This window comes from Yersinia ruckeri ATCC 29473, from assembly GCF_000754815.1.
GTDB classification, from domain to species: domain Bacteria; phylum Pseudomonadota; class Gammaproteobacteria; order Enterobacterales; family Enterobacteriaceae; genus Yersinia; species Yersinia ruckeri.
Map to the genome: position 1 here is coordinate 2,515,418 of NZ_KN150747.1, position 24,963 is coordinate 2,540,380.

A 24,963-nucleotide genomic window follows, 5' to 3' on the forward strand; every position below is an offset into this window, starting at 1 on the left:
TGTTATTTTATGACGCTCTGACTTGTTTACAAAACAAGCTGACTGTGCCGATTATCCTAATCAACCAAATGATATTTAGCCGATAAAACATGAGCCAAATGTTTAAACATATTAAATACGGCGGTAGTTTTTCTCGTGGGTAATCCATCGGCGTCCAAGAAGAATTCGCCACGGAATACCAGCACTGGCCCTTTTTGTTCTACTTCAGTTGCCAACATTCCATGCAGATAATCTTCATGCTGCCGAATTATTTCATTGGCTTCTGCCAGTAATGCCTCTCGTTGAACCGGGGTTGTTTCGTTATGCATTATCTTTCTCCCTGTTAGTGAATTTATGCCGCTATTCTACTGCGGGTTAGCGTTTATCCGCAAACAGGCTAAGGTTTATGCGAGTGAACAACCGATTAACCGGGGAGATTGAGTAAATGACGATTCCGAGTTAATTAGGTTGCGCAGCGGTTTTTATCAGGTACAGTGTGGGATTTTATACTACTAGGTGGAAGGTTTTGTTGCCGCGATTAGGCTGAACTCATTGCCGAATTTCCGGGTGTAGACGAAAATCTTGAGGATGTTCGCCAGGGTTTTGGAACCTGCTGGTTGAGTAGTGGGTTAAAAAAACATGTTGATATCCTGTAAAAGTGCCGCAATATAAAAAAGAGATACAGAATGCTGCGGTACGGCGAGATAAAAACCTTCTTTTAGAAGAAATAATTTAGGTAAAGGTAATTATGGGCAAAGCTCTCGTAATAGTTGAGTCCCCGGCAAAAGCCAAAACTATTAATAAGTATTTAGGGAATGACTACGTGGTTAAGTCCAGTGTCGGTCACATTCGTGATTTACCGACCAGTGGTTCAGCCAGCAAGAAGAGCGCTAACTCAACCGAAGATAAAACCAAGAAAGAAGACAAACCCAAAAAGAAAGTTAAAAAGGACGAAAAAGTTGCGCTGGTAAACCGAATGGGCGTCGATCCCTATCACGGTTGGAAAGCTCAATATGAAATTCTGCCCGGCAAAGAGAAAGTGGTTGCTGAGCTTAAAGCCCTGGCCGAGAATGCTGACCACATCTATCTCGCAACCGACCTTGACCGCGAAGGAGAGGCTATTGCCTGGCATTTGCGGGAAGTCATTGGTGGCGACGACAAGCGTTTTAGCCGAGTCGTATTTAACGAAATTACTAAAAACGCCATTCAGCAAGCTTTTAACCAACCGGGTGAATTAAATATCAACCGAGTTAACGCGCAACAGGCCCGTCGTTTTATGGATCGGGTTGTGGGTTATATGGTTTCCCCGCTGTTATGGAAAAAAATTGCGCGCGGTTTATCTGCCGGGCGAGTGCAATCTGTTGCTGTGCGTTTGGTGGTTGAGCGGGAAAAAGACATTAAGGCGTTTGTTCCTGAAGAATACTGGCAATTGCATGCTGACCTGCTGGCAAAAGGTGAAATTCCTATTCAGATGGAAGTCACCCATGCCCACAATAAACCGTTCAAACCGGTTAATCGTGAGCAGACCCACGCTGCACTGACGTTGTTGGAAAACGCACGTTACCAAGTGCTGGATCGTGAAGATAAACCGACCAGTAGCAAACCGGGTGCACCTTTCATCACCTCAACCTTGCAACAGGCTGCCAGTACCCGCCTGAGTTTCGGCGTGAAAAAAACCATGATGATGGCACAGCGCCTGTATGAAGCGGGGCATATCACTTATATGCGTACCGATTCCACCAATTTAAGTCAGGATGCACTGACTATGGTGCGTGGTTATATTGGTGATAATTTTGGCGATAAATATTTGCCGCCTTCAGCCAATCAGTACAGCAGCAAAGAGAATTCGCAAGAAGCGCATGAAGCCATCCGTCCATCGGATGTCAATGTGCTGGCCGAACAGTTAAAAGACATGGAAGCAGATGCGCAGAAACTGTATCAGTTGATCTGGCGTCAATTCGTTGCCTGTCAAATGACACCGGCAAAATACGACTCCACCACACTGACGGTACAAGCTGGCGATTATCAATTACGCGCTAAAGGCCGTACATTGCGTTTTGACGGCTGGACCAAAGTGATGCCTGCGCTGCGTAAAGGTGATGAAGATCGCACCTTGCCAGTGATTGAAGTGGGAAGTGAGCTGGATCTGCAAAAACTGATCCCCAGCCAGCACTTTACCAAGCCGCCTGCGCGTTATAGCGAAGCGTCACTGGTTAAAGAACTGGAAAAACGTGGTATTGGCCGTCCGTCCACCTATGCATCGATTATTTCTACTATTCAGGATCGTGGTTACGTCAGAGTAGAAAACCGGCGTTTCTATGCGGAAAAAATGGGTGAGATCGTCACTGACCGTCTGGAAGAAAACTTCCGTGAGTTGATGAATTACGATTTCACCGCCCGCATGGAAAGTGGTTTGGATCAGGTTGCCAACGATCAGGCAGAATGGAAAACCGTGCTGGATGAGTTCTTTGCTGAGTTCAGCGAACAACTTGAAACCGCCGAAAAAGATCCTGAAGAAGGCGGTATGCGCCCGAACCAGATGGTGATGACCAGCATTGATTGCCCAACCTGTAGTCGCCAAATGGGGATCCGTACCGCAAGCACCGGAGTCTTCCTTGGGTGCTCTGGTTATGCATTGCCACCGAAAGAACGTTGTAAAACCACCATCAACCTGGTGCCGGAAACGGAAATTCTCAACATTCTGGAAGGGGATGATGCGGAAACCAACGCGCTGCGTGCCCGTCGTCGTTGCCAGAAGTGTGGCACTGCAATGGACAGTTACCTGATCGATACGCAACGTAAATTGCATGTTTGTGGTAATAACCCCGCCTGTGAAGGTTACGAGATCGAAACCGGTGAGTTCCGTATCAAGGGTTACGAAGGCCCGATCGTTGAATGTGAAAAATGTGGTTCTGAAATGCACCTGAAATTGGGGCGCTTCGGTAAATACATGGGATGCACCAACGACGAATGTAAAAACACGCGCAAAATTTTACGCAGTGGTGAAGTGGCTCCGCCGAAAGAAGATCCGGTTCCTTTGCCTGAATTAGCATGCGAAAAATCTGATGCCTACTTTGTATTACGTGATGGTGCGGCTGGCGTATTCCTTGCTGCGAACACTTTCCCTAAATCCCGTGAAACCCGCGCGCCGTTAGTGGAAGAGTTGGTTCGTTTCAAAGATCGTCTACCAGAGAAATTGTGTTATCTGGCTGATGCGCCAGTAGCCGATCCGGAAGGTAATAAAACCTTGGTTCGCTTTAGCCGTAAAACGAAACAGCAATATGTTTCGTCAGAGAAAGAGGGCAAAGCAACAGGTTGGACTGCTTTCTATATCGACGGTAAGTGGGTTGAAACCAAAAAGTAATTGTTAGGGTGCGCAACTTTGCGTTCTCAGCATAAAAAACCAGTCTTAGTGGCTGGTTTTTTTATGGGCTAAAGTGGGTAACGGCTTTATAGTCTTTAAAATTTACACCACTATTTACTTTTCGTAATCAATGGCGATTGCAGATTAGGCAAAACTGTATTTATTGTTAAGTGCTATACAGTGGTATGCAAAATGTTATAGTGGTTATATTAAAATTTTTCTTATCGTTAAACACTATTATAAAAGAGATTCAGACACCGTTTGCATAATAGAATTAATAAGTTTCTAGTTAATAACTATTTGGCTTACCAGGGTGATACCGATATACCAAACTGTGAGATGCTCACAGTGTTCAACCTAGGATGGTATAGATATGAAATTGCAGCAGCTTCGTTACATCGTTGAGGTGGTCAATCATAACCTTAACGTTTCTTCGACCGCAGAGGGCTTGTATACCTCTCAGCCGGGGATCAGCAAGCAAGTCCGCATGTTGGAAGATGAACTGGGTATTCAGATTTTTGCTCGCAGTGGCAAACATTTGACGCAGGTGACGCCAGCGGGTCTGGAAATTATCCGTATCGCTCGTGAAGTGTTATCCAAAGTTGACGCCATTAAAGCGGTGGCCGGTGAGCATACTTATCCTGATAAAGGTTCACTGTATGTGGCAACGACCCATACTCAGGCTCGCTATGCATTGCCGAATGTGATCAAAGGATTTATTGAGCGCTATCCTCGGGTGTCACTGCATATGCACCAGGGTTCACCGACGCAAATTGCTGAGGCGGTTTCAAAAGGTAGCGCCGATTTCGCGATCGCTACCGAAGCGCTCCATCTCTATGATGATTTGATTATGCTGCCTTGCTACCACTGGAATCGTGCGGTAGTGGTAAAACCGGATCATCCGCTGGCGGGTAAAGCCCATGTCACTATTGAAGAGCTGGCCGCGTATCCTATCGTGACTTATACCTTCGGTTTCACGGGTCGCTCCGAGCTGGATACCGCATTTAACCGAGCAGGGCTGACGCCACGCATCGTTTTCACTGCCACTGATGCCGATGTTATCAAGACTTATGTGCGCTTGGGTTTAGGTGTGGGGGTGATTGCCAGTATGGCGGTTGATCCTGTACAAGATCCCGACCTGGTTACGGTGGATGCTCGCGATATCTTTACTTACAGCACGACCAAGATTGGTTTCCGCCGTAGTACTTTCCTGCGTAGCTATATGTACGATTTTATATTGCGTTTTGCTCCGCATCTCACTCGCGATGTAGTCGATAATGCGGTCGCGTTGCGTTCGAATGAAGATATTGAGGCGATGTTTAAAGATATTAAACTACCGATAAAATAATAATAAAATCAATAGATTAAATTCACCTCTAACCATCATAGTCGCTCACTATCTGTGAATTGCGGGTCAATGAGTGGGTATGGATTTTTGCCGTGAGCTGATATTTAACAGAGGAGGGGATCAATCACCGCTTCTCTGTTTTACATTTCATTGGATCGCTGGTTTATCCACGACATGGGGAAAATGGTGCGTTTCGAAGATTAAAAATATGATGAAAATTGAAGTTAGTGAACTCAAATAAATCAGAGAAATGTTTAATTTAGCTATTAATAAAAGTAAAAAACCTCCTCAGTGAATCCCCATTTTTTAGCCTTTCTTATTGATAAACCACTTTCCTCCTACGGGGTTTTTCATTTAAAAAATAACCTATAATGAATGTTAAATTGCGCTTAAATAAAATTAACTTCTTATTTTTCAATCATAAAATTAAAAAACAGCAAGCCAATGTAAACTATTTATTCCTATCATTCTCTTTATCCGACAGACCTTGAAAAGATAAAAATCTTTAAAGGAAAATCTGCAATCGTCATCTACACTGATAGGATCGAATGGTTAGCACTTCTTAGGCAACTCGCCTATTTAGGCCGCCAAGGTGGTACTCGATAAGCCGACACAGAGTAGCAAAACTCACGATAGGAGAAAATGATGCCAAGTTTAACTTATTATGTCCCAGCAACCGGTCGTTACGGAGTAAAAGCGCCGGGTGATTTAGCCAATGCTCAAACCTTTGGCTCACAAGGTGCCAGCGTCTGCGTCATTTTGTTGCTGGTCAAAAGTGACGGTAACCTGTTTTGTGGACACATGGCTTGCGGACTATCCGGCATGCCGGCAAATGAAGACCTAGTAAAAGAAAGAGTTAACACTTTACTTAATGACGCATTAGGCGCTGGTAATAAGGGACAGGCATGGAAGATGACCTCATCGGCCAAAGATCCCACCACGATTTGGATGAAAACAGCCATGACAAATTGGTTTACCTTGGCACCAACGGAAGATAGCAGTGCAAATATGGATGGGTATTTCAGCAAGAACAACGGTGTTGTCACCTCATCCCTCAGTAATGGTATGGATGAAACGGGTGCAATAATGGTTGATACGGGTGATTTTTTAGTCCAATAACGGATGAATTAATCGCCAAGCGATCTGTTTAGCAATTTGTGTCATTCCGGTGTGATTTCTTTGATAGATACATTCAATTCCTGGCTAAAGCCTGATACCGATCGACTTAATAGAGATGGAGTCGATGTTTAAAGCGATTAAAGACTTCATTAAGTGACACCGTCACAGATTCTGGTGTTGCTTTTGCTAAATTATCCCAAACACTGGAGATGATATCCTTCGGTGTTTTTTTATGTGTACCTTCCCCAATTGGCTCCCTCTGTCTATTACTTACCGTTTGCTCACGGTTGGTTTTTCCCCATAAACATCGTTTTATTAAAGAAACTTACATATCCCTCTGCAATTATTACTTTTACTTAATTTAAATCTTTTTTACTTATCTATCTATAAGGTTTTCTTGATGAGGATCTACCAGGCACCCAATATAACGCCACAAAATAGGGTGAAAAATCAGGCTCCAGCAACGGAAGCTAAAAGTCAGTTCATTGGCAAAATTGTTGGGGTAAACACCACCACCGAGAACCGCCTCATTCAAACTAATAAAGCATGTCCGTTAGCGGCTCAAAAAACCGAAGGACTGCAAACCGCTCTGGCAAAAAAAAACTCGGTTTCACCACCAGTTAAAGCTTATATTTATGCGACTTTCTTTAATAAAGATATGATTACACAAGCCATCGAGATTAATGCATCAAGGGTGTTGCAGGGAAAAGAACCTTACCCGATATTATCTTCCGATAGCCAAAAACTAATGGAGACGGGACTGGCAAGCTATATAGAATCCAATCGTGATGCATTTAAACGGGTGGAGTCATTATCGACCAAAGTAGATAAGTATTTAAATAAGACCTCAATCGAAGCATTACATAAAAAAGCGCCGGTCAAAATAAAGGTATTGGGCGCGCTTCTGGCATTGCGCAAAACACCCATCATCTCTTTAGATAAAGCCAATCCCAAAATTTTGGAAAAAATATATATTGTCGGTCATGGATTTGCCGGAAGTAATATGATTGCGGCAACCCCCGATGGCTCTAAAAGTGTTAAAACGTCTGAAATGGTAGTCAGTGAAATTAAACAATTGATAAATAGCATCCCAGATAAAAAAATCGATATCCGAATGATGCAATGCGAAAGTGCCGATCGTGAAACCGCCATGACGATGAATAAGGCCGCTTTGGCCGAAAATGCGCAAAGCAAAGAGGGGGCGCAGCCTTTGGCTCGTTATATGGCCGATGCGCTTAGTCGCCAGGGGATTCAGGCTACCGTACAGGGGTATCATGGGCTAGGTGTCAGTTGGGCATATCAAAATTTACATCAAACACGCGCACTGGCAAGTGATTATGATACGGATAATTATAAGTTCACACCTTACCGAGCCAGTGAGTACCGCAGAGCATTCTCCTCAGAACTCAAGCCATCTGAACCAGCCAAGGCCGAAAACCGCAGCAACTCAGCAATTAATACTCAGGTAGAGAACAACGTACGCAGCGCGGATGTTTCATCCACTGATTGATCATATGGTGAAACAGCGGCAGTCACCTAGCTATCAGCCTAAACTGCCAGCCGATATCCCCAGCATAGCCATGACCGATTGCCATGGATAACTGATTTTGTTATCAAAATGTTATCATTGGTTTGTGTTATAGTTATATCAAACATTATAACTAAACGGGTTATTGTCCATTTGCTGCGCGAAAATTACCGCAAGAGACGCGCGACAAAAATTCTGGAGGCGTTATGTCGTTGGATCTACGCAAAACAAGCCTGGCTACGTTGGTCGCGTTAGGTACAGAATATCATTACTACAGCCTGCCGCAGGTGGCTCCGCTGTTGGGGGATATTGATCGGCTACCTAAATCAATGAAAGTCCTGCTGGAAAATCTGTTACGCCATCTTGATGGTGATACGGTACAAGAGGATGACCTGCAAGCGATGGTGGACTGGCTGCAAACCGGCCACGCCGAACGTGAAATAGCCTATCGACCGGCTCGAGTGCTGATGCAGGACTTTACCGGCGTGCCCGCAGTGGTGGATTTGGCGGCGATGCGAGAAGCGGTTCGACGGCTGGGCGGTGACGTCAATCAGGTCAATCCACTGTCACCGGTGGATTTGGTCATTGACCATTCCGTGACGGTGGACGAATTTGGTGATGAGGCTGCCTTTGGTGAGAATGTTCGGTTGGAAATGGAACGTAACCATGAGCGTTATACTTTTCTGCGTTGGGGGCAAAAAGCCTTTAACCGTTTTCGCGTAGTACCGCCGGGAACCGGAATTTGTCATCAGGTGAATCTGGAGTATCTGGGGCAAACGGTCTGGCACGAACAGCAGGGCAACCAACGGGTAGCTTACCCTGATACTTTGGTTGGTACTGATTCCCACACCACCATGATCAACGGACTGGGGATTTTGGGTTGGGGCGTGGGCGGGATAGAAGCGGAGGCGGCAATGTTGGGGCAGCCAGTTTCGATGCTCATCCCTGATGTGGTGGGCTTCAAACTGACGGGAAAAATCCGCGAAGGGATTACCGCCACCGATTTGGTTTTGACCGTCACGCAGATGCTGCGCAAACACGGTGTGGTGGGGAAGTTTGTTGAATTTTATGGCGATGGATTAGCGGATTTGCCGCTGGCAGATAGAGCGACTATCGCCAATATGTCGCCGGAATTCGGTGCGACCTGCGGTTTCTTCCCAGTCGATGATATCACGCTGAGTTATATGCGGCTTAGTGGCCGCAGCGATGGACAGATCGCATTGGTTGAAGCTTACAGCAAAGCGCAGGGATTATGGCGGAATCCGGGCGATGAGCCAACCTTCACCAGTACGTTGTCGTTGGATCTGAATACGGTTGAACCGAGTCTGGCTGGGCCGAAACGACCACAGGATCGCGTGGCATTACCGAAGGTTCCACAGGCATTTAATGCCTTTGGCGAACTGGAAATAGGCAGCAAAAAAGATAAGGCTGGGCAGGTGAGTTTTACCCTGAACGGCCAAAGCCACAGCTTAGAAAATGGTGCGGTGGTGATCGCGGCAATTACCTCTTGCACTAATACGTCCAATCCGAGCGTTCTGATGGCGGCTGGCTTGCTGGCGAAACACGCAGTAGAAAAAGGGCTAAAAACCCAACCTTGGGTAAAAACGTCGCTGGCACCGGGTTCGAAAGTGGTGACCGAATATCTGAATGCTGCCGGGTTGAGCGTCTATCTGGATCGTCTGGGCTTTAATCTGGTGGGTTACGGGTGTACCACCTGTATTGGTAACTCGGGGCCGTTGCTCGATCCTATTGAAAAAGCCATCAAAGAAGGTGATTTAACCGTCGGCGCGGTGTTATCCGGCAACCGTAACTTTGAAGGGCGTATTCATCCTTTGGTTAAAACCAACTGGCTGGCGTCACCCCCGTTGGTGGTGGCCTATGCGCTCGCGGGAAATATGAAACGGGATCTCACCACGAAGCCATTGGGTGAAGATATTGATGGTCAGCCGGTTTATCTTAAAGATATCTGGCCGACGGCGGCTGAAATTGCCAAAGCCGTGGAAGAAGTTAAAACCGAGATGTTCCGTAAGGAGTACGCAGAGGTCTTTAGCGGCGACAAAAATTGGCAGGCCATTCAGGTAGAAAGCTCGCCAACTTATCACTGGCAGCCAGACTCGACTTATATTTGCCTCCCGCCATTTTTTAGTGACATGACAGCCGAACCGAAACCGGTCGCCGATATTCAGGATGCACGAATTCTGGCTATTCTGGCTGATTCTGTCACCACCGATCATATTTCTCCTGCGGGTAATATCAAACTGGATAGCCCGGCGGGTCGCTATTTACGCGACCGAGGCGTCGAAGTCAGTGATTTTAATTCTTATGGTTCTCGTCGGGGAAACCATAACGTGATGATGCGCGGCACTTTCGCCAATATTCGGATTCGGAATGAAATGGTACCCGGTGTGGAAGGTGGCATGACGCGGCATATTCCCTCTCAGAATCAAATGGCTATCTATGATGCAGCCATGCGTTATCAGCAGGAAAATGTCCCGTTGGCGATCATTGCAGGGAAAGAATATGGCTCGGGTTCCAGCCGCGACTGGGCGGCGAAAGGGCCACGCTTACTGGGCATTAGAGTGGTGATTGCCGAGTCTTTTGAGCGAATTCACCGGTCTAACTTGATAGGAATGGGCATTTTACCACTGGAATTCCCCGTCGGTGTCACGCGTAAAACGTTGGGGCTAAGCGGTGACGAAACCATTAGCGTCAGTGGGTTGCCAGATCTTCAGCCCGGCCAGCCGGTTCCGGTTCGTTTGACCTATGCCGATGGGCGACAAGAAACCGTGAATATGCATTGTAGGATCGATACGGGTAATGAATTAATCTACTTCCAACATGGCGGGATTTTACACTATATGATTCGTAAAATGTTGTGATAGAGTGACACTGTAACGAAAAGGGTGGGCTGGCCCCCCCTTTTTTGCTGACAGAATTCATAAACAAAGCTATTTGTTGAGCAGGTGCCCCATTTTGGCGGCTTTAGTGGCCATATAACTTTCGTTCTTTGGATTGCGGCCAACCAACAATGGCACACGCTCAACGATATTGATCCCCGCCTCGCTGAGAATCTCGACCTTTTTAGGGTTATTCGTCAATAAACGCACGGCTTTGACGCCCAGCAATTTGTAGATATCAGCGCACAAAGTAAAATCGCGCTCATCGGCAGCAAAGCCGAGCTGATTATTGGCTTCGACAGTATCAGCCCCCAAATCCTGTAGTGCGTAGGCGCGAATTTTATTCAGTAAACCAATATTACGACCTTCCTGACGGTGATAAATCAATACACCACGGCCTTCTTCAGCAATGTGAGCTAAAGCTGCTTCCAGTTGAAAACCACAATCGCAGCGCAAACTGAACAGAGCATCGCCGGTCAGACATTCGGAATGAACCCGGGAAAGTACCGGCGTCTCACCCGAAATATCACCAAAAATCAATGCCAAATGATCGTGACCTGTTGCTAATTCTTCAAAACCCACCATCAGGAAGTCGCCCCATGGCGTAGGCAACTTGGCTTCTGCTACACGTTTTAACTGCATGTTAGTATTCATATTAATACGTCAGGCTCTTATACAATTGTTGTAGCGCATCCTACTGTCAGATCCGCGGTTTAACCAGTGAAATGGCTAAAATTAAATTTCGCTGCTTACTCTATTTATCATGCATATTTATAGTGCCATAACTTTTAATAGTTAGCTGCTCAACATTTAACCAACAATAGTTGACGCTAGAGATAATTTCACTATTTAATTAATTTTACGTATATTATCAATGAAATAGAAAACCGCAGTAAAAAAAACGGCAGCAAGACTCAGTAAAGAAAAGGAAACTTAATGTTAGACATCGCGAAACGAATCATTATTGGAACTTTACTTTTATTATTAATGCCGACTGCGGTATGGATCTCTGGTTGGCATTGGCAACCTGGTGAGCCTGCTATCTGGCTGAAAGGATTTTTTTGGCTAACGGAAACCGTGACCGCTCCGTGGGGAATCATAACTAGCATCATTCTCAGTGCCTGGTTTCTGTGGTGTTTACGTTTTCGCCTTAAACCGGCGCTGGGTTTATTGGCGATCTTGACGCTGGCTATCCTGACCGGACAAGGCGTGAAATCGCTAATTAAAGAACAAGTACAAGAACCCCGGCCTTTTGTCGTTTGGCTGGCGGAGAAAAACACGCTCAGTAGTGAACAATTTTACGCGCTCCCACGTCAACAGCGTAGCGCATTGATCGAAGAACGCATGCAGGGGCAAACGCAGGTTCCGCAGTGGTTAGTCGAGCATTGGCAGTTTGAAACCGGATTTGCTTTCCCATCAGGCCATACAGTATTTGCGGTGACCTGGGCATTACTGGGCGTTGGCCTGCTTTGGCCACGCCGTCATTACAAAACCATTGCACTGCTAATGCTATGGGCCACCGGCGTGATGGGCAGCCGGTTGGTTCTGGGCATGCACTGGCCGCAGGATTTAATCATGGCAACGTTAATCAGTGGGTTACTGGTAGGATTGGCAACCACGCTAGTGCAGCGTTGGATAGGGCCGTTGAGTATTCTACCGCAGGAGCAAAAAGAGATTGAGCATCGAGACAACGACTGATAATAAGTCAGCAATATATCCTATTGGCCACTTTGATTTGCCTTTGATGGATATCGCCCCCATATCATACAAGTAGGCTGTCATAGCGGCAGTTTCTCATTACTTTTTGAACGAAAGTGATTAAACGTCAAAAATAGCGTTGAAGATCGTTCTTTTGTACTGCTTTAGGGGTTCTTTGCTACGACGGTAAGTGTTAATTTATAACGTCATGTAGCCATCTATTTGGCATAATTCGTCGGGTCAACCCGGCCTATGGGAAAGAACGTGAAATATTTGCTGATTTTTTTGTTAGTACTGGTTATTTTCGTGATGTCAGTCACGTTAGGGGCGAATAACGATCAGGTTGTTACCTTTAACTATTTATTGGCTAAAGGCGAATACCGCGTATCAACGTTATTAGCGACATTGTTTGCCATGGGATTGGTTTTAGGCTGGATCATTTGCGGGCTCTTTTATCTGCGAGTCCGAATCTCTCTGGCTCGGGCAGAGCGCAAAATCAAACGTCTTGAACTGCAACAACCTGCTGAAGGGCATCATTCTGCCGCTCAGCCGGTTGTCGGCAAGGAATAATCCTCTATGTTAGAACTGCTGTTTCTGTTGTTGCCCGTAGCTGCCGCCTATGGCTGGTACATGGGGCGCAGAAGCGCTCAGCAGGATAAGCAACAGGATGCCAATCGCCTGTCCCGTGAATATGTGGCAGGGGTTAACTTCCTTTTATCCAATCAACAAGATAAAGCGGTGGATCTCTTTCTGGATATGTTGAAAGAGGATAGCTCCACCGTTGAAGCTCATCTGACGCTCGGCAATCTGTTTCGTTCTCGCGGGGAAGTGGATCGCGCGATTCGTATTCATCAGGCATTGATGGAAAGTGCCTCCCTGACTTTTGAACAACGCTTACTGGCGATACAGCAATTGGGCCGCGATTATATGGCTGCGGGTTTATATGATCGCGCCGAAGATATGTTTACCCAACTGATTGAAGAAACAGAGTTTCGCATCGGTGCTTTGCAGCAATTATTGACGATTCATCAGGCGACCAGCGACTGGCTGAAAGCGATTGAAGTTGCCGAACGTTTAGTCAAGCTGGGCAAAGATCGACAACGTAGCGAAATTGCCCATTTCTATTGTGAACTGGCTTTACAGGCCATGGGCAGCGATGATCTTGATAAGGCGATGAACCTGTTGAAAAAAGCGGCAAATGCTGACAAAGACTGTGCGCGGGTGTCGATTATGCAGGGCCGGGTACACATTGCCAGAGGCGATTATGGGAAAGCGGCCGAAGCATTGCAACAAGTGCTGGAGCAGGACAAAGAGGTCGTGAGCGAAGCGCTACCCATGCTGCATGACTGCTATCAGCATTTACAGCAACCACGCGTATGGGCTGATTTTCTGAAACGCTGCGTGGAGGATAATACCGGCGCTACCGCCGAGTTAATGCTGGCAGAAATTCTCGAACAGCAAGACGGGCGCGATGTGGCTCAAGTGTATATTAACCGCCAGCTACAGCGCCATCCAACCATGCGTGTATTCTATCGATTGATGGATTACCATTTAGCTGATGCCGAAGAAGGGCGAGCGAAAGAGAGTTTGCTGCTCTTACGGGATATGGTCGGTGAACAAATTCGGACTAAACCACGCTATCGTTGCCATAAATGCGGTTTTACCGCACATTCATTGTATTGGCATTGTCCATCCTGTCGTGCCTGGGCATCGGTAAAACCGATTCGAGGTTTGGACGGTCAGTAAGGTCTGGGTTTGATTGGCATCAGGGTGAGCGGCAATATGTCACCCCGATGACTCAATGAGGGCTACTTTTTCTTCTGGTTAGCCTTGACCGCATCTTTTAATAGCCATCGCAGTTTCTTCAATTCCTTCTGACTTAACGGTTGTTCAGCGTCCTCTTCGATTCCCTGATTATCAATTTCAGCCTGATGAGCCTTAGTGCCTTTACGGCCACCTTTGTTACTTTTTGCTGCGACGTCAAAACTCTGCTCTAACCGTTCACACACTTCGGTACTCAGCGAGAATTGTTTCTCCAGTGCCGCTGCGCGGATTTTCTCTTTTAACTCCAGAGGGATTTTAATGGTTAACGTAGATACTTCGCTCATCATGTCACCTTTAACAAAGGGAAAATACCAAGCTATGTGAGGTTGCGCGCGCTGTCCAGCTGACAACATAAAATTTACAAAAAATTCATATAAGCGAATGTAAAAAGAGCGACCAAGCGCTCTTTTTGTTGATGCCTACCGGATATTTACGGCTGCGTCATTATCGGACATCATGATCAATTATTGATAAATCACGGCAGTGCCATGCAATTTGTTATTCCCGCTGGCAGAAGTTATCTGGAAGGTTTTTGCACCTGAAGCTTGCGCTTTTGCTGCCAGTGCATTTTCCAGTTCCGTCAGAGTACCGGCATTACTGGCAGAAATGACGCCAATTTTATTCAAACTTACTGATTGTTGACTTTTGGCGTCGGTTGCTGCCACGCTGGTGAAGGAAACGAGGGCGAGTGCTAAGGTGGCGGCAATATATTTGATATTTTTCATGTAAAACTCCAGTCCATATTGGTCAAGTGGAAGGCGATGTCTTCCGATGGACTGAATGATATAGCATCTATTTTTAATAAAAATCACAAAATACTGAGCATCTTAATCAAATATTTAGAATGAAAATTTACCTTTATTGAAACTGATTGACTCAACATCAGCTATGACTTTCTACACGTTACTGACATAAATTGACCACGGGTTAGTGGCTTTCCTCTTTTGACTCATCCTTTGTCGCAACAGCAAAGCCAGCCTGATGACTGTAATTCCGCCGCTACGCCATGTAGAATGCGGGCGGTTAATGTTTTTGAACGGCTGTTATTAGCGGATTACGCCTCGGACAGTCATCATTTGCGCATATTACATAAGGTAGAAACATGAAGTCTGAAACTAAAAACAATAATAATGACTTAGGCTCTTCCCCGATTGTGGTCGCGTTGGATTATGCTGACAAGAATGCGGCGCTGGCTTTTGCCGACCGCATTGACCCACAGGATTGCCGGTTAAAAGTCGGTAAAGAGATGTTTACTTTATTTGGACCACAGTTGGTTCGCGATCTGCATCAACGGGGTTTTGACGTTTTCCTCGATCTAAAATTTCATGATATTCCGAATACTACCGCTAAGGCGGTAGCGGCGGCGGCTGAGTTGGGGGTTTGGATGGTGAATGTCCATGCCACTGGCGGTGCACGCATGATGACTGCGGCTAAAGAAGCCTTGCTACCTTATGGTTCAGATGCACCCTTGCTGATTGCTGTTACCGTACTAACCAGTATGGAAGGGGAGGATTTGCGTGCTATCGGTATTGATTTGGCTCCTGCCGATCATGCCGAGCGTCTGGCGAAACTGACCCAATCTTGCGGGCTGGATGGCGTAGTCTGTTCTGCTCAGGAAGCGCAGCGCCTCAAACAAAGCTGCGGCAGTGCATTTAAACTGGTCACGCCGGGGATCCGTCCTGTCGGCAGCGCCGCCGGCGATCAGCGCCGAATCATGACGCCGCAGCAGGCACTGGCCGCCGGTGTGGATTATCTGGTGATCGGGCGTCCAATCACCCAATCAGCCGATCCAGCGCAAACCCTGCGTGATATCCGCACATCCTTAGTGAGGGAGGCTTAATGTCTAATGATAACAACCGCCTGGTTTACTCAACCGAGACTGGGCGCATCAACGAGCCAGCGGCAAAAATTGAACGTCCAAAAGGCGACGGTATTGTGCGTATTCAGCGACAAACCAGTGGACGAAAAGGTAAGGGCGTTTGCCTGATTACCGGCGTGGACGCTAGCGATGAGATGCTGGAAAAACTGGCGGCGGAACTGAAGAAAAAATGCGGCTGCGGGGGAGCACTCAAAGATGGTGTCATTGAAATTCAGGGTGACAAACGAGATTTGTTAAAGCAACTGCTGGAAGCCAAGGGAATGAAAGTGAAACTGGCGGGCGGTTGAATATTGACGTCGGCCATATCCAGTGCAGATATGGCCGTTTTGCTGTGACAGAGTCAGCCTAGGCAAAAATAGATCAAAGCGCGAAGCTTATTTACCCACCTGATGGCCAATAACCCCACCAATTGCAGCACCACCCAGTGTCCCCAGTGTACTGCCAGTGAGTACGGCACCACCCACCGCCCCGGCACCGGCGCCGATGGCGGTATTACGATCTCGCTTGGACATATTGGAACAAGCGCTGAGGGATAATGCCAAAGTCACTGCTAATGCGGCAGTAGCAAATCGTTTATTGATAATCATCATAAATTCTCCTGACGTTGGCTTGGAATAACATGACAGCAGCAAAGTTGCGATCATGGTAACCATTGGAGTGCCCTTACTAAGTATAGGCGGGACTCCAAATTTAGCTTTTGTCTTATTTTATTAAATGTTTGGCATATAAAACGTTAATCTGGGCTATATACCAGATTAATTCTAATTTGTTGGCCTATTCCCCACAAGAAAGCAGTATAAGTTGCTACAAAATATTTAATAGGTAAATAGTCTTAATTTGGCTTGCCGTCATCTTTACCCATCGCCATTCGGATCCATCTTCCAAGGTGGCAGATCGGTTTCGATCTACGGGAAAATAATCAATAAAACACCTATGATGACGATCAGCGAAATTATATTCGATTAGTTTATGCTGACAGCAGGATCTTGGAACCCATACTCATTGAATCAGGAGAACCTCATGGAGCTTTATCTCGATACGGCAGATGTTACGGCGGTAAAACGTTTGGCGCGAATTTTGCCTTTACAGGGCGTCACTACCAATCCGAGTATCCTGGCGAAAGAAGGGAAACCTATCTGGGAAGTCTTGCCAGCGCTGCGAGATGCTTTGGGTGGCACCGGTAAACTGTTTGCTCAGGTGATCGCCAGTGACAGTGAGAGAATGGTGGCGGAAGCGATACTGCTATCCGAGCGCGTGCCTGGACTGGTGGTAAAAATCCCAGTGACCAGCGAAGGGCTAGCTGCGATCAAAAAGCTGAAAACCATGTCGATTCCGACGCTGGGTACCGCAGTCTACGGTGCTGGGCAGGGATTATTGGCGGTGCTGGCTGGGGCGGAATACGTGGCTCCTTACGTTAACCGCCTTGATGCACAGGGTCAGGATGGCATTGCAATGGTTGGTGAATTGCAGAAATTACTGAATTTGCACGCACCACAGGCAAAAGTGCTGGCTGCCAGTTTCCGTACTCCACGACAGGTGCTGGATTGCCTGCTGGCGGGCTGCCAATCGGTAACACTGCCGGTAGACGTGGCTGAACAATTTATCAGTACACCCGCGGTACAGGCCGCAGTGCTCCAGTTTGAACAAGACTGGTACGGTGTATTCGGTTCATCAATGCTGAGCTGAGCCTCGCTGAGGACTCACGTCGAAGACAAAATGCCTCACGGACAACATGAGGCGTTACGGTGTCACTTGGAGTAAAGCACAGGTGACGCAAGAAGTGAGCCATTCAGCAGCAAGGTTTACCCTACACTCCAAACACCCCCCCGGTATTAACTGATGGCGTAAGTTCCTTTACCGGCAGATTTCGCGCGATACATCGCGGCATCTGCTTTTGTCAACAATGCCTTGGTGGAGATCTCGCCATCTGATGAGATGGCCGCACCGATACTGGCGGACAGCTTTACTTGCTGACGATCAATCTTCTCTATCGTCGCTAACTGTGTCAGTACTTTTTCACAAAATTCACTGACTTGCCGCCGCGGTTCCGTTAGTGGCCAGAGGATAACGGTAAATTCATCGCCTGCCAGCCGTGATACACTATTGTGACTGTCACTGCAATCACTAAGCAATTTGGCAAAGGTTTTCAGAATCTGGTCACCAAAATCATGACCAAAATTGTCGTTAACCGTTTTGAATCCATCGAGGTCAATAAACAGCAAAGCCATCTGCTGCTGAGGGCCGCAATTTGACAATGTCTCACTCAACTGATGTAAAAAAGCACGCCGGTTAGTTAAGCCGGTCAATATATCGTGGGTGACATCGTATTCCAACCGCTGCTGCAATTGCTTTAGCTCGGAAATATCCATGGAAAGAATATAAAAACCCTGCGTTTTACAAGGCACCAGAGTGGTATGAACCACCAGCGCTCCTTTACGGGTTTGCAGTTCATTCTCAAAGCTCACGGTTTCACCGCGTAGCGCTCGTACAATCATCGGTTTGGCCGTCGCATAAGCTTTCTCTCCCATAAACTCACGTACAGTCATGGTTTTAAGACAAGTATCATCCAGGCCAAACCAGTTTTTATAGGCACTGTTTGCAAACAGATAATGCTCATCAACATCAATTTGGCTGATCAACGCGGGCATATTGTCGGTAATCGCGTGTAGGCGCTCTTTTTCCAAATGGAGTCGATTGACCACCACATTCAGTTTTTGAGTACGGTCTTCTATGCGCTCTTCGAGGTCATGTTGCAACGCAAACAGATCGGCTTCTGCGGCTTTGCGTTCACTGATATCCATAACCACAGAAATGAAATGGTGGGGATGTCCATTGGGGAGGCGATTTAACGCCACCGTCAATTGCGTCCAAGTGATTGAACCATCGGCTCGAAAGTAGCGTTTTTCTATCGAATAGGTATTTATTTTATTGTCTAATAACTGTTTCAATAACTCGAGATCGCTGTTTAGATCATCGGGATGTGTAATATCCTGAAAGGTGCGTTCCAGCAGCTCATGTTCTGAATACTGGAGTATTTCACAAATCCGCGGGTTGACGCGTAACCAGTATCCTTCCAATGAAACCAATGCCATTCCTACCGCGGCCTGAGAGAATGTTTGCTCAAATAAGGCTTCGGTACGCTGTAAGTCTGACTTCAGGCTATCGGTATAAATATTGAGTTCAATACCGCGCAGATATTCCTCAATAATCGCCGAGAAATCGTGTAAATCAGACGCCATATCGCGCGAGAACTCTTTTGGGCTACTGTCAATAATACACAGTGTCCCCAGCGGCAGGCCATCCAGTGAAAACAACGGTTGTCCTGCATAGAAGCCGATCTTGGGGCCAGCGGTGACTAATGGATTGTCAAAGAAGCGTGGATCGGCCGCTGTGTCAGGCACAATCAGTGCATCACGCTGCAAAATAGCGTGGCCACAAAACGAAATGTTCCGTGGCGTTTCCCGTACATCAAGCCCCGATCGTGATAGAAACCATTGGCGATCCCGGTCTATCAAAGAAATCAATGCAATGCTAACGTTAAAATACTTTGCAGCTAGCCGAGTAATACGATCCAGTTTTTCTACTGACTTCGTGTCCAGCACGTTCAGCGAATTTAGGACCGACTGACGCTCGGCTTCATTATCGGGAAAGCATGGCTCGAACATGTGTGCTCCGGTTTAATCTACCAAGGACTATTTATAGCACTGCACAATAGAAAATGACTGAGATCGCAATCAGAAAAATTTGCGGTCATCGGGCTTATCTTTACCTTACAGCTTTGAGTATATTCCAGTTTAGGCTAGAGCAATAAACGCGATTTATCGTAGTCAACTCATTTCAGCGGGGTCGTTGAAAAATACGACGTGTCAGGGAAATCAAAGCAATCGAAATAACATGTTCCTACAGCCGGTCGATGGTGGAACCTTTAGCGAGTCATTAACGGAATTATAACACAAAAAAACCGTGAGATAGTTGGGGCTATCTGCACGGTTTTTTGACAATTTACGGCCAGTATCAGGCTGCTGGTCGGGCGATCACATTGCGAGTTTCCATGCGGACTTCCGCAATAACAACCTCAATTTTATCGCTCTGACGGTAAACCACCTCACCGTTGATTTGCACGGAGCCGGTTTCCTGACTGCATACCATTTCATCACGCACCGCATGAATAAAGGGGGCGGGAATAAAGGCCACTGCACCATTATCCAGTAGTCGCACACGCAGACCACCACGAGTGATATCGATAATTTCCGCTGGGAAGCGGGTATCGGTGCCAGCGCTCGGTTGCAGGTAACGCGCATACAACCAGTCACCGACGTCACGTTCGGCCATACGGTTCAGACGGCGACGTTCGGCCAGTTGAACGGTAATTTCTGCCTGCGGTTTTTCTGCCTGCTCGCCGCTAATAATCGCTTTTAGCAACCGATGGTTGACCATATCGCCGTATTTACGGATTGGTGATGTCCAGGTCGCGTAAGCTTCCAAACCCAAACCGAAGTGCGGGCCAGGCTCGATGCTGATTTCAGCAAAGGTCTGGAAACGACGAATGCGACTATCGAGGAACTGCGTTGGCAGGGCATCCAGATGACGACGTAATTCGCAAAAGCCCGGCAGCGTCAGTAACGCTTGTGGATCGGCATCCACACCGTTGGCTTTCAGCACGGTCACCGCTTGCTCGACCAGCGCCGGGTCAAAACCGGTATGGACGTTATAGATGCCGAAGCCCAGATGCTCACGCAGTACGAGAGCAGCACAAACGTTAGCGGTAATCATGCACTCTTCGACAATACGGTTGGCAATGCGCCGTTGCTCGACGATGATGTCCAGTACTTCGCCTTTTTCGCCTAACAGGAAGCGGTAGTCTGGGCGATCTTTAAATACTAACGCATGTTGTTGACGCCATGCACTACGGGCAAGACAAACGCGCTGCAACAGTTTGATCTGCTGAGCGATATCTGGATTTTGCGGCTGCCAGTCACCCTGATCTTCCAACCAATCGGAAACCTGATCGTAAACCAGTTTGGCTTTGGACTCGACCCAGGCGGCAGAGAAACGAATATCATCGCCCAAGGTGCCATCTTTATCGACAGTTACCCGACAAATCAGCACTGGACGGCGTTCATTTGGCCGCAATGAACACAAATTGTCGGACAGACCCCGTGGCAACATCGGGATATTGAAACCGGGCAGATAGTTGGTGAAGGCTCGTTTGCGCGCAATCAGGTCCAGCTCACTGTTTTCATCAACGTAGGACGTTGGATCAGCAATAGCAATCGTCAGCAACAGGCTACCGTCACCTTTGTCTTCCACAAACAGTGCGTCATCCATATCTTCGGTACTGGCACTGTCAATGGTCACAAAGTTCAATGCGGTTAAATCTTCCCGCACCAAACCGTCCTGTTTCAATTCTGCTACGATCATTTCCGGGGCTTCACGCTCCAGATGATGGCGGGAAAGCGTCACCCACCAAGGCACGAAATGATCGTCGGCATGAGTGATAAACTCGGTCAGATCGGCGTTGAACGCGCGGTCACCTTTTAATGGATGGCGACGCATTTCAGCAACTGCCCAATCACCGTTCTGGAAATCGTGGGTTAACTCACGTACCGGGCGGCACTGGATCGCATCCCGCAGTAAAGGATGATCGGGAACAATGGACAGACGGTCATCTTTTCGCTGCACTTTACCGACAAAACGTGCCAGGAATGGCTCGACCAAACTTTCAGGTTCCGCAATTTCGCGGTCTTTTTCGGTATGGAGGGTGGCAATGATACGGTCACCGTGCATGACTTTTTTCATATACGGCGGTGGGATAAAGTAACTTTTCTGCCCATCTACCTCAAGAAAGCCAAAGCCTTTCTCAGTCCCTTTTACCACGCCTTCAACGCGCGGGGTCTGAGTGTGAAGTTGCTGTTTTAGCTGCGCCAGCAGCGGGTTATCTTGAAACATATCGTCCAGTGAAGGTGTAGTGAGTTGGGTGATTCGCGGCTGACAGTTTTACGCGAATCAACTGCATCGGGCAAGCGCCATATCACTCTGTTTTACAAAACCCCTAAATAAAACAGGACATACGGGATGCCCACGATAAGCCAAATATTATTAACTCAGGCAATACGTTGCGACAATGGCTCCTGCTATGAGCGTATCGCGATTGGCACCGATTTAGTGCTTGGGGTATGGCGTTCATCACCCAATAACCCTCACCCGCACGCGGTTTTCATCTTCTGATAATCAGTCCTGTGGATAGACCTTTTCTTTAAACTCGCACAAATCTTCGATGATGCAGGAGCCACAGCGAGGTTTACGGGCGATGCAGGTATAGCGGCCATGCAATATCAGCCAATGATGGCAATCCTGCTTAAACTCACTGGGTACCACTTTCAGCAGCTTTTCCTCCACTTGATCGACATTTTTACCCGGCGCGAAGTGGGTGCGATTACACACGCGAAAGATATGAGTATCCACCGCAATAGTCGGCCAGCCAAAGGCCGTATTCAATACCACATTGGCGGTTTTTCGCCCAACACCCGGCAATGCTTCCAGCGCTGCGCGATCTTCCGGCACTTCACCCTGATGTGTTTCCAACAGAATACGACAGGTTTTAATCACATTCTCTGCTTTGGTATTAAACAGTCCAATGGTTTTGATATAAGACTTTAAGCCATCGACGCCCAAATTTAGCATCGCTTGTGGCGTATTGGCTACCGGGTACAGTTTGGCAGTGGCTTTGTTGACGCTGACATCCGTTGCCTGTGCTGATAGCAGCACTGCAATCAGTAGTTCAAATGGGCTATTAAACACCAGTTCGGTCGTCGGATGCGGATTGTTATCGCGCAAACGACTCAGGATTGCGACACGTTTTTGTTTATTCATGGCGCTCTCTCTGCGGTGCCTGGATGGCCTATTCCCGCGGATCTCGCTGCATCAACGGCCACGGCTCGCGCTTGACGGGCTTTCATTCTTTCATCAATAACAGATTTGGCTGCCAGCAGCAGACCGAGGCCGATAAACGCACCCGGCGGCAACATTGCCAGCAGGAATGGACTATCTAAATGAACAATCTGGATACGCAGCACCTTGGCCCACTCGCCTAACAGCATATCAGCGCCATCAAACAAGGTACCGTTGCCTAGCATTTCCCGCAGGGAGCCGAGCACAAACAGAGCGCAGGTTGCGCCAAGCCCCATCGCTAGCCCGTCCAGTGCCGATAACCCCACTGGATTTTTGGCGGCATAAGCTTCCGCGCGTCCGATAACAATACAGTTGGTGACGATTAGCGGGATAAAAATCCCCAACGATTGGTATAAACCAAAGGCATAGGCATTGATGAGCATTTGTACCGTACTCACTACTGACGCAATAATCATCACGTAAATAGGAATGCGGATTTCATTCGGCACCCAGCGCCGCAGGGTGGAGACCGCCGTGTTGGTACAGACCAAAACCAGCGTGGTGGCCAACCCCAACCCCAACGCATTGGTCGCAGTAGATGACACCGCCAGTAAGGGGCAAAGACCCAGCAATTGTACCAGCGCGGAGTTATTCTTCCATAACCCTTGAACCAGCAGATTTTTGGCTTCACTCATTGCTCGACTCCACAAGTTGGCAGGCTAGATAACTTGGCAGGCAGGGTTTCCATATACAGCGTGGTATTTTTAACCGCCCGCACCACCGCCCGTGGGGTAATAGTGGCACCGGTAAATTGATCGAAAGTACCGCCATCCTTTACCACTGCCCAACGTTTATCATTGTCACCCATTACCTGTTGATCAGTAAAATGGGTCATCCAATCAGAAATACGAATGTCTATTTTATCACCCAACCCCGGGGTTTCGTGATGTTCTATTACCCGACTTCCCAGAACGTTACCGTGAAAATCGGCACCCACCAGTAATTGGATCGCACCAGCATAACCATCTGGAGCCGTGCTTTCTATTGCTGCAGCTACCGGTTCACCGTTTTTGCGCGCCAGATACAAGCGATGGGGCGCCGTGCTACCTAGCGCCGAATCAGTGACAACGTAACATTCATTCTGCATATCATTATCGTATAATTTGGCTGGAACAACCTGATCCAGCAGCGCTTTTTGTTGTAGAGCCGCCTGATGAGCAATGGTGTCCTGCGTCAGTGCATTGACTATCGCGGTCAGCCCGGTTGCCAGCGCAGCAAAGACGGCCAACGTAATACCATGACGTTTCATCGTCGTTAACATGACAGCGACAGCTCCTTATTGATGATGGCCGTAAACCCGTGGCTGGGTGTAGTGATCGATCAGTGGCACGGTAATGTTGGCCAGCAGAACGGCAAAAGCCACGCCATCGGGATAGCCGCCATACACGCGGATCAACCAGACTAGTAACCCAATCAATGCCCCGAAGATCAACCGTCCCCGTGGGGTGGTAGCAGCACTGACGGGATCGGTAGCGATAAAGAAGGCACCCAGCATGGTGGCACCAGAGAACAGATGCAGCAGGGGAGAACCAAAACTTTCCGGTGCCAGTAGCCAACTTAGCGTGGTACAAAAACTCAGAGACAGTAAGAAACTGACGGGAATATGCCAATGAATGGCTTTACGCCATAACAGCAACAGGCCGCCGATCAGAAACCCAAGGTTAACCCACTGCCAGCCGATACCGGCCAGCACACCGCCAAATAGCGGTTGTTGCAAGATCTCATGGGCTGGCTGGCTGCGTAGCGCCGTTTTAAAGCTGTCCAGCGGCGTAGCCTGACTGACACCGTCGTAGCCGAGTTGCAAGTCATGAATAGTCGCGCCCTGACTGGTATGGCCGGTAAAAATGGTCAACAACGTGTCATACACACCAATGCTATTGGCCTGTAGGCTGATTGGCGGTAACCAACTGGTCATTTGCACCGGAAAGGATATCAATAACACCACATAACCGACCATGGCGGGATTAAACGGATTCTGCCCCAAACCACCGTACAGTTGCTTGGCAATAACGATGGCAAAAAAAGTGCCCAGCACAATCATCCACCACGGTGCCAGCGGGGGCAAACTGATGCCCAGTAATAGTGCAGTCAGTAGGGCTGAATTATCGGCGAGACGGCTTTTGACCGGCTGTTTGCGTAATGCCAGCACCGCGCCTTCCGCTAGCAGAGCCGTCACCATCGCTAATGCGACCTGAATCAGGCTGCCATAGCCAAAAAAATAAGTTTGCGCGGCCATACCGGGAATGCAGGCCAGCATCACCAACAGCATAATGCTGCGGGTGCTGCGCTGATTATGCGTGAAAGGGGAACTGGCGATCTGTAACCCTTTACTGAGGGTTTGTTGTACTGCCCTGAATTTCATGAAATCACAACCCT

At 47.7% G+C, this 24,963-nt stretch carries 22 protein-coding genes; 11 read left to right on the plus strand and 11 right to left on the minus strand.

The window, feature by feature from the left end:
• Window positions 1-56: 56 nt before the first annotated feature.
• A complete protein-coding gene (locus DJ39_RS11150; RefSeq protein WP_004719998.1) occupies window positions 57-308 on the minus strand; it encodes a YciN family protein in 252 nt (83 codons plus the stop codon).
• Window positions 309-727: 419 nt separating this feature from the next.
• On the opposite strand from DJ39_RS11150, the gene topA reads away from it, so the two are divergent.
• From topA to acnA, 5 genes are all read left to right on the plus strand, one after another.
• Window positions 728-3,343 carry a type I DNA topoisomerase gene (gene topA / locus DJ39_RS11155; RefSeq protein ID WP_038242556.1) on the plus strand — a complete coding sequence of 872 codons (2,616 nt, stop codon included), beginning with the start codon at window positions 728-730 and terminating at the stop codon, window positions 3,341-3,343.
• 373 nt (window positions 3,344-3,716) lie between these two features.
• The gene (gene cysB, locus DJ39_RS11160; RefSeq protein ID WP_004720002.1) at window positions 3,717-4,691 is read left to right on the plus strand and encodes an HTH-type transcriptional regulator CysB; all 975 of its coding nucleotides are present in this window, start codon (window positions 3,717-3,719) and stop codon (window positions 4,689-4,691) included.
• A gap of 642 nt (window positions 4,692-5,333) precedes the next feature.
• Window positions 5,334-5,810 (plus strand): hypothetical protein, encoded by a 477-nt coding sequence (locus DJ39_RS11165; protein ID WP_004720010.1) that lies wholly within the window; start codon window positions 5,334-5,336, stop codon window positions 5,808-5,810.
• 442 nt (window positions 5,811-6,252) lie between these two features.
• Entirely contained in the window at window positions 6,253-7,320 is a 1,068-nt protein-coding gene (locus DJ39_RS11170) for a hypothetical protein (protein ID WP_038242558.1), read from the plus strand.
• Between the two features lie 224 nt (window positions 7,321-7,544).
• A complete protein-coding gene (acnA, locus tag DJ39_RS11175) occupies window positions 7,545-10,217 on the plus strand; it encodes an aconitate hydratase AcnA (protein ID WP_004720026.1) in 2,673 nt (890 codons plus the stop codon).
• A gap of 69 nt (window positions 10,218-10,286) precedes the next feature.
• Here the strand turns inward: acnA and ribA are convergent, their stop codons facing one another.
• Window positions 10,287-10,877 (minus strand): GTP cyclohydrolase II, encoded by a 591-nt coding sequence (ribA, locus tag DJ39_RS11180; RefSeq protein ID WP_004720028.1) that lies wholly within the window; start codon window positions 10,875-10,877, stop codon window positions 10,287-10,289.
• Between the two features lie 294 nt (window positions 10,878-11,171).
• On the opposite strand from ribA, the gene pgpB reads away from it, so the two are divergent.
• The 3 genes from pgpB (at window position 11,172) to lapB (ending at window position 13,679) form a co-directional block, all read left to right on the plus strand.
• A complete protein-coding gene (gene pgpB, locus DJ39_RS11185; RefSeq protein WP_004720030.1) occupies window positions 11,172-11,933 on the plus strand; it encodes a phosphatidylglycerophosphatase B in 762 nt (253 codons plus the stop codon).
• A 264-nt stretch (window positions 11,934-12,197) separates the two neighbouring features.
• Complete coding sequence (locus DJ39_RS11190; protein WP_038242560.1) at window positions 12,198-12,503, plus strand: LapA family protein; 306 nt, start codon at window positions 12,198-12,200, stop codon at window positions 12,501-12,503.
• 6 nt (window positions 12,504-12,509) lie between these two features.
• Window positions 12,510-13,679 carry a lipopolysaccharide assembly protein LapB gene (gene lapB, locus DJ39_RS11195; protein WP_004720032.1) on the plus strand — a complete coding sequence of 390 codons (1,170 nt, stop codon included), beginning with the start codon at window positions 12,510-12,512 and terminating at the stop codon, window positions 13,677-13,679.
• Between the two features lie 62 nt (window positions 13,680-13,741).
• Here the strand turns inward: lapB and DJ39_RS11200 are convergent, their stop codons facing one another.
• Complete coding sequence (locus tag DJ39_RS11200) at window positions 13,742-14,041, minus strand: hypothetical protein (RefSeq protein WP_038251360.1); 300 nt, start codon at window positions 14,039-14,041, stop codon at window positions 13,742-13,744.
• Between the two features lie 180 nt (window positions 14,042-14,221).
• The gene (gene bhsA, locus DJ39_RS11205; RefSeq protein ID WP_004720034.1) at window positions 14,222-14,482 is read right to left on the minus strand and encodes a multiple stress resistance protein BhsA; all 261 of its coding nucleotides are present in this window, start codon (window positions 14,480-14,482) and stop codon (window positions 14,222-14,224) included.
• A 377-nt stretch (window positions 14,483-14,859) separates the two neighbouring features.
• On the opposite strand from bhsA, the gene pyrF reads away from it, so the two are divergent.
• Together pyrF and yciH are read left to right on the plus strand one after the other, a co-directional pair.
• Window positions 14,860-15,597, plus strand: a complete 738-nt coding sequence (gene pyrF / locus DJ39_RS11210; protein WP_004720035.1) for an orotidine-5'-phosphate decarboxylase — start codon at window positions 14,860-14,862, stop codon at window positions 15,595-15,597.
• The gene (gene yciH, locus DJ39_RS11215; protein WP_038242565.1) at window positions 15,597-15,923 is read left to right on the plus strand and encodes a stress response translation initiation inhibitor YciH; all 327 of its coding nucleotides are present in this window, start codon (window positions 15,597-15,599) and stop codon (window positions 15,921-15,923) included. Before pyrF ends, yciH begins: the two co-directional genes overlap by 1 nt.
• An 87-nt stretch (window positions 15,924-16,010) precedes the next feature.
• Here yciH and osmB read toward each other — a convergent pair whose 3' ends face one another.
• Window positions 16,011-16,226, minus strand: coding sequence for an osmotically-inducible lipoprotein OsmB (gene osmB / locus DJ39_RS11220; protein WP_004720036.1), 216 nt, complete (start codon window positions 16,224-16,226; stop codon window positions 16,011-16,013).
• Between the two features lie 430 nt (window positions 16,227-16,656).
• Here osmB and fsa point away from each other — a divergent pair, with 430 nt between their 5' ends.
• Complete coding sequence (gene fsa / locus DJ39_RS11225; RefSeq protein WP_004720037.1) at window positions 16,657-17,322, plus strand: fructose-6-phosphate aldolase; 666 nt, start codon at window positions 16,657-16,659, stop codon at window positions 17,320-17,322.
• Between the two features lie 146 nt (window positions 17,323-17,468).
• Here the strand turns inward: fsa and DJ39_RS11230 are convergent, their stop codons facing one another.
• From DJ39_RS11230 to rsxD, 6 genes are all read right to left on the minus strand, one after another.
• Complete coding sequence (locus DJ39_RS11230; RefSeq protein ID WP_038242567.1) at window positions 17,469-19,301, minus strand: diguanylate cyclase domain-containing protein; 1,833 nt, start codon at window positions 19,299-19,301, stop codon at window positions 17,469-17,471.
• A 349-nt stretch (window positions 19,302-19,650) separates the two neighbouring features.
• Entirely contained in the window at window positions 19,651-21,585 is a 1,935-nt protein-coding gene (locus tag DJ39_RS11235; protein ID WP_004720048.1) for an exoribonuclease II, read from the minus strand.
• A 282-nt stretch (window positions 21,586-21,867) separates the two neighbouring features.
• Window positions 21,868-22,509 (minus strand): endonuclease III, encoded by a 642-nt coding sequence (nth, locus tag DJ39_RS11240; RefSeq protein WP_038242569.1) that lies wholly within the window; start codon window positions 22,507-22,509, stop codon window positions 21,868-21,870.
• Window positions 22,506-23,222 (minus strand): electron transport complex subunit E, encoded by a 717-nt coding sequence (locus DJ39_RS11245; RefSeq protein ID WP_038242570.1) that lies wholly within the window; start codon window positions 23,220-23,222, stop codon window positions 22,506-22,508. Before DJ39_RS11245 ends, nth begins: the two co-directional genes overlap by 4 nt.
• Window positions 23,219-23,848 carry an electron transport complex subunit RsxG gene (gene rsxG / locus DJ39_RS11250; protein ID WP_004720053.1) on the minus strand — a complete coding sequence of 210 codons (630 nt, stop codon included), beginning with the start codon at window positions 23,846-23,848 and terminating at the stop codon, window positions 23,219-23,221. Before rsxG ends, DJ39_RS11245 begins: the two co-directional genes overlap by 4 nt.
• Before the next feature lie 15 nt (window positions 23,849-23,863).
• Window positions 23,864-24,949 carry an electron transport complex subunit RsxD gene (gene rsxD, locus DJ39_RS11255; RefSeq protein WP_004720054.1) on the minus strand — a complete coding sequence of 362 codons (1,086 nt, stop codon included), beginning with the start codon at window positions 24,947-24,949 and terminating at the stop codon, window positions 23,864-23,866.
• Window positions 24,950-24,963: the final 14 nt, after the last annotated feature.

Bases quoted from the DNA above. Each gene is read 5' to 3' on its own strand.
- ribA (WP_004720028.1), bottom strand. From the start codon at position 10,877: ATGCAGTTAAAACGTGTAGCAGAAGCCAAGTTGCCTACGCCATGGGGC.
- cysB (WP_004720002.1), top strand. From the start codon at position 3,717: ATGAAATTGCAGCAGCTTCGTTACATCGTTGAGGTGGTCAATCATAAC.
- bhsA (WP_004720034.1), bottom strand. From the start codon at position 14,482: ATGAAAAATATCAAATATATTGCCGCCACCTTAGCACTCGCCCTCGTT.
- DJ39_RS11200 (WP_038251360.1), bottom strand. From the start codon at position 14,041: ATGAGCGAAGTATCTACGTTAACCATTAAAATCCCTCTGGAGTTAAAA.
- fsa (WP_004720037.1), top strand. From the start codon at position 16,657: ATGGAGCTTTATCTCGATACGGCAGATGTTACGGCGGTAAAACGTTTG.
- topA (WP_038242556.1), top strand. From the start codon at position 728: ATGGGCAAAGCTCTCGTAATAGTTGAGTCCCCGGCAAAAGCCAAAACT.
- DJ39_RS11165 (WP_004720010.1), top strand. From the start codon at position 5,334: ATGATGCCAAGTTTAACTTATTATGTCCCAGCAACCGGTCGTTACGGA.
- osmB (WP_004720036.1), bottom strand. From the start codon at position 16,226: ATGATGATTATCAATAAACGATTTGCTACTGCCGCATTAGCAGTGACT.
- pgpB (WP_004720030.1), top strand. From the start codon at position 11,172: ATGTTAGACATCGCGAAACGAATCATTATTGGAACTTTACTTTTATTA.
- lapB (WP_004720032.1), top strand. From the start codon at position 12,510: ATGTTAGAACTGCTGTTTCTGTTGTTGCCCGTAGCTGCCGCCTATGGC.
- yciH (WP_038242565.1), top strand. From the start codon at position 15,597: ATGTCTAATGATAACAACCGCCTGGTTTACTCAACCGAGACTGGGCGC.
- rsxG (WP_004720053.1), bottom strand. From the start codon at position 23,848: ATGTTAACGACGATGAAACGTCATGGTATTACGTTGGCCGTCTTTGCT.
- DJ39_RS11245 (WP_038242570.1), bottom strand. From the start codon at position 23,222: ATGAGTGAAGCCAAAAATCTGCTGGTTCAAGGGTTATGGAAGAATAAC.
- DJ39_RS11235 (WP_004720048.1), bottom strand. From the start codon at position 21,585: ATGTTTCAAGATAACCCGCTGCTGGCGCAGCTAAAACAGCAACTTCAC.
- nth (WP_038242569.1), bottom strand. From the start codon at position 22,509: ATGAATAAACAAAAACGTGTCGCAATCCTGAGTCGTTTGCGCGATAAC.
- DJ39_RS11150 (WP_004719998.1), bottom strand. From the start codon at position 308: ATGCATAACGAAACAACCCCGGTTCAACGAGAGGCATTACTGGCAGAA.
- pyrF (WP_004720035.1), top strand. From the start codon at position 14,860: ATGAAGTCTGAAACTAAAAACAATAATAATGACTTAGGCTCTTCCCCG.
- DJ39_RS11230 (WP_038242567.1), bottom strand. From the start codon at position 19,301: ATGTTCGAGCCATGCTTTCCCGATAATGAAGCCGAGCGTCAGTCGGTC.
- acnA (WP_004720026.1), top strand. From the start codon at position 7,545: ATGTCGTTGGATCTACGCAAAACAAGCCTGGCTACGTTGGTCGCGTTA.
- rsxD (WP_004720054.1), bottom strand. From the start codon at position 24,949: ATGAAATTCAGGGCAGTACAACAAACCCTCAGTAAAGGGTTACAGATC.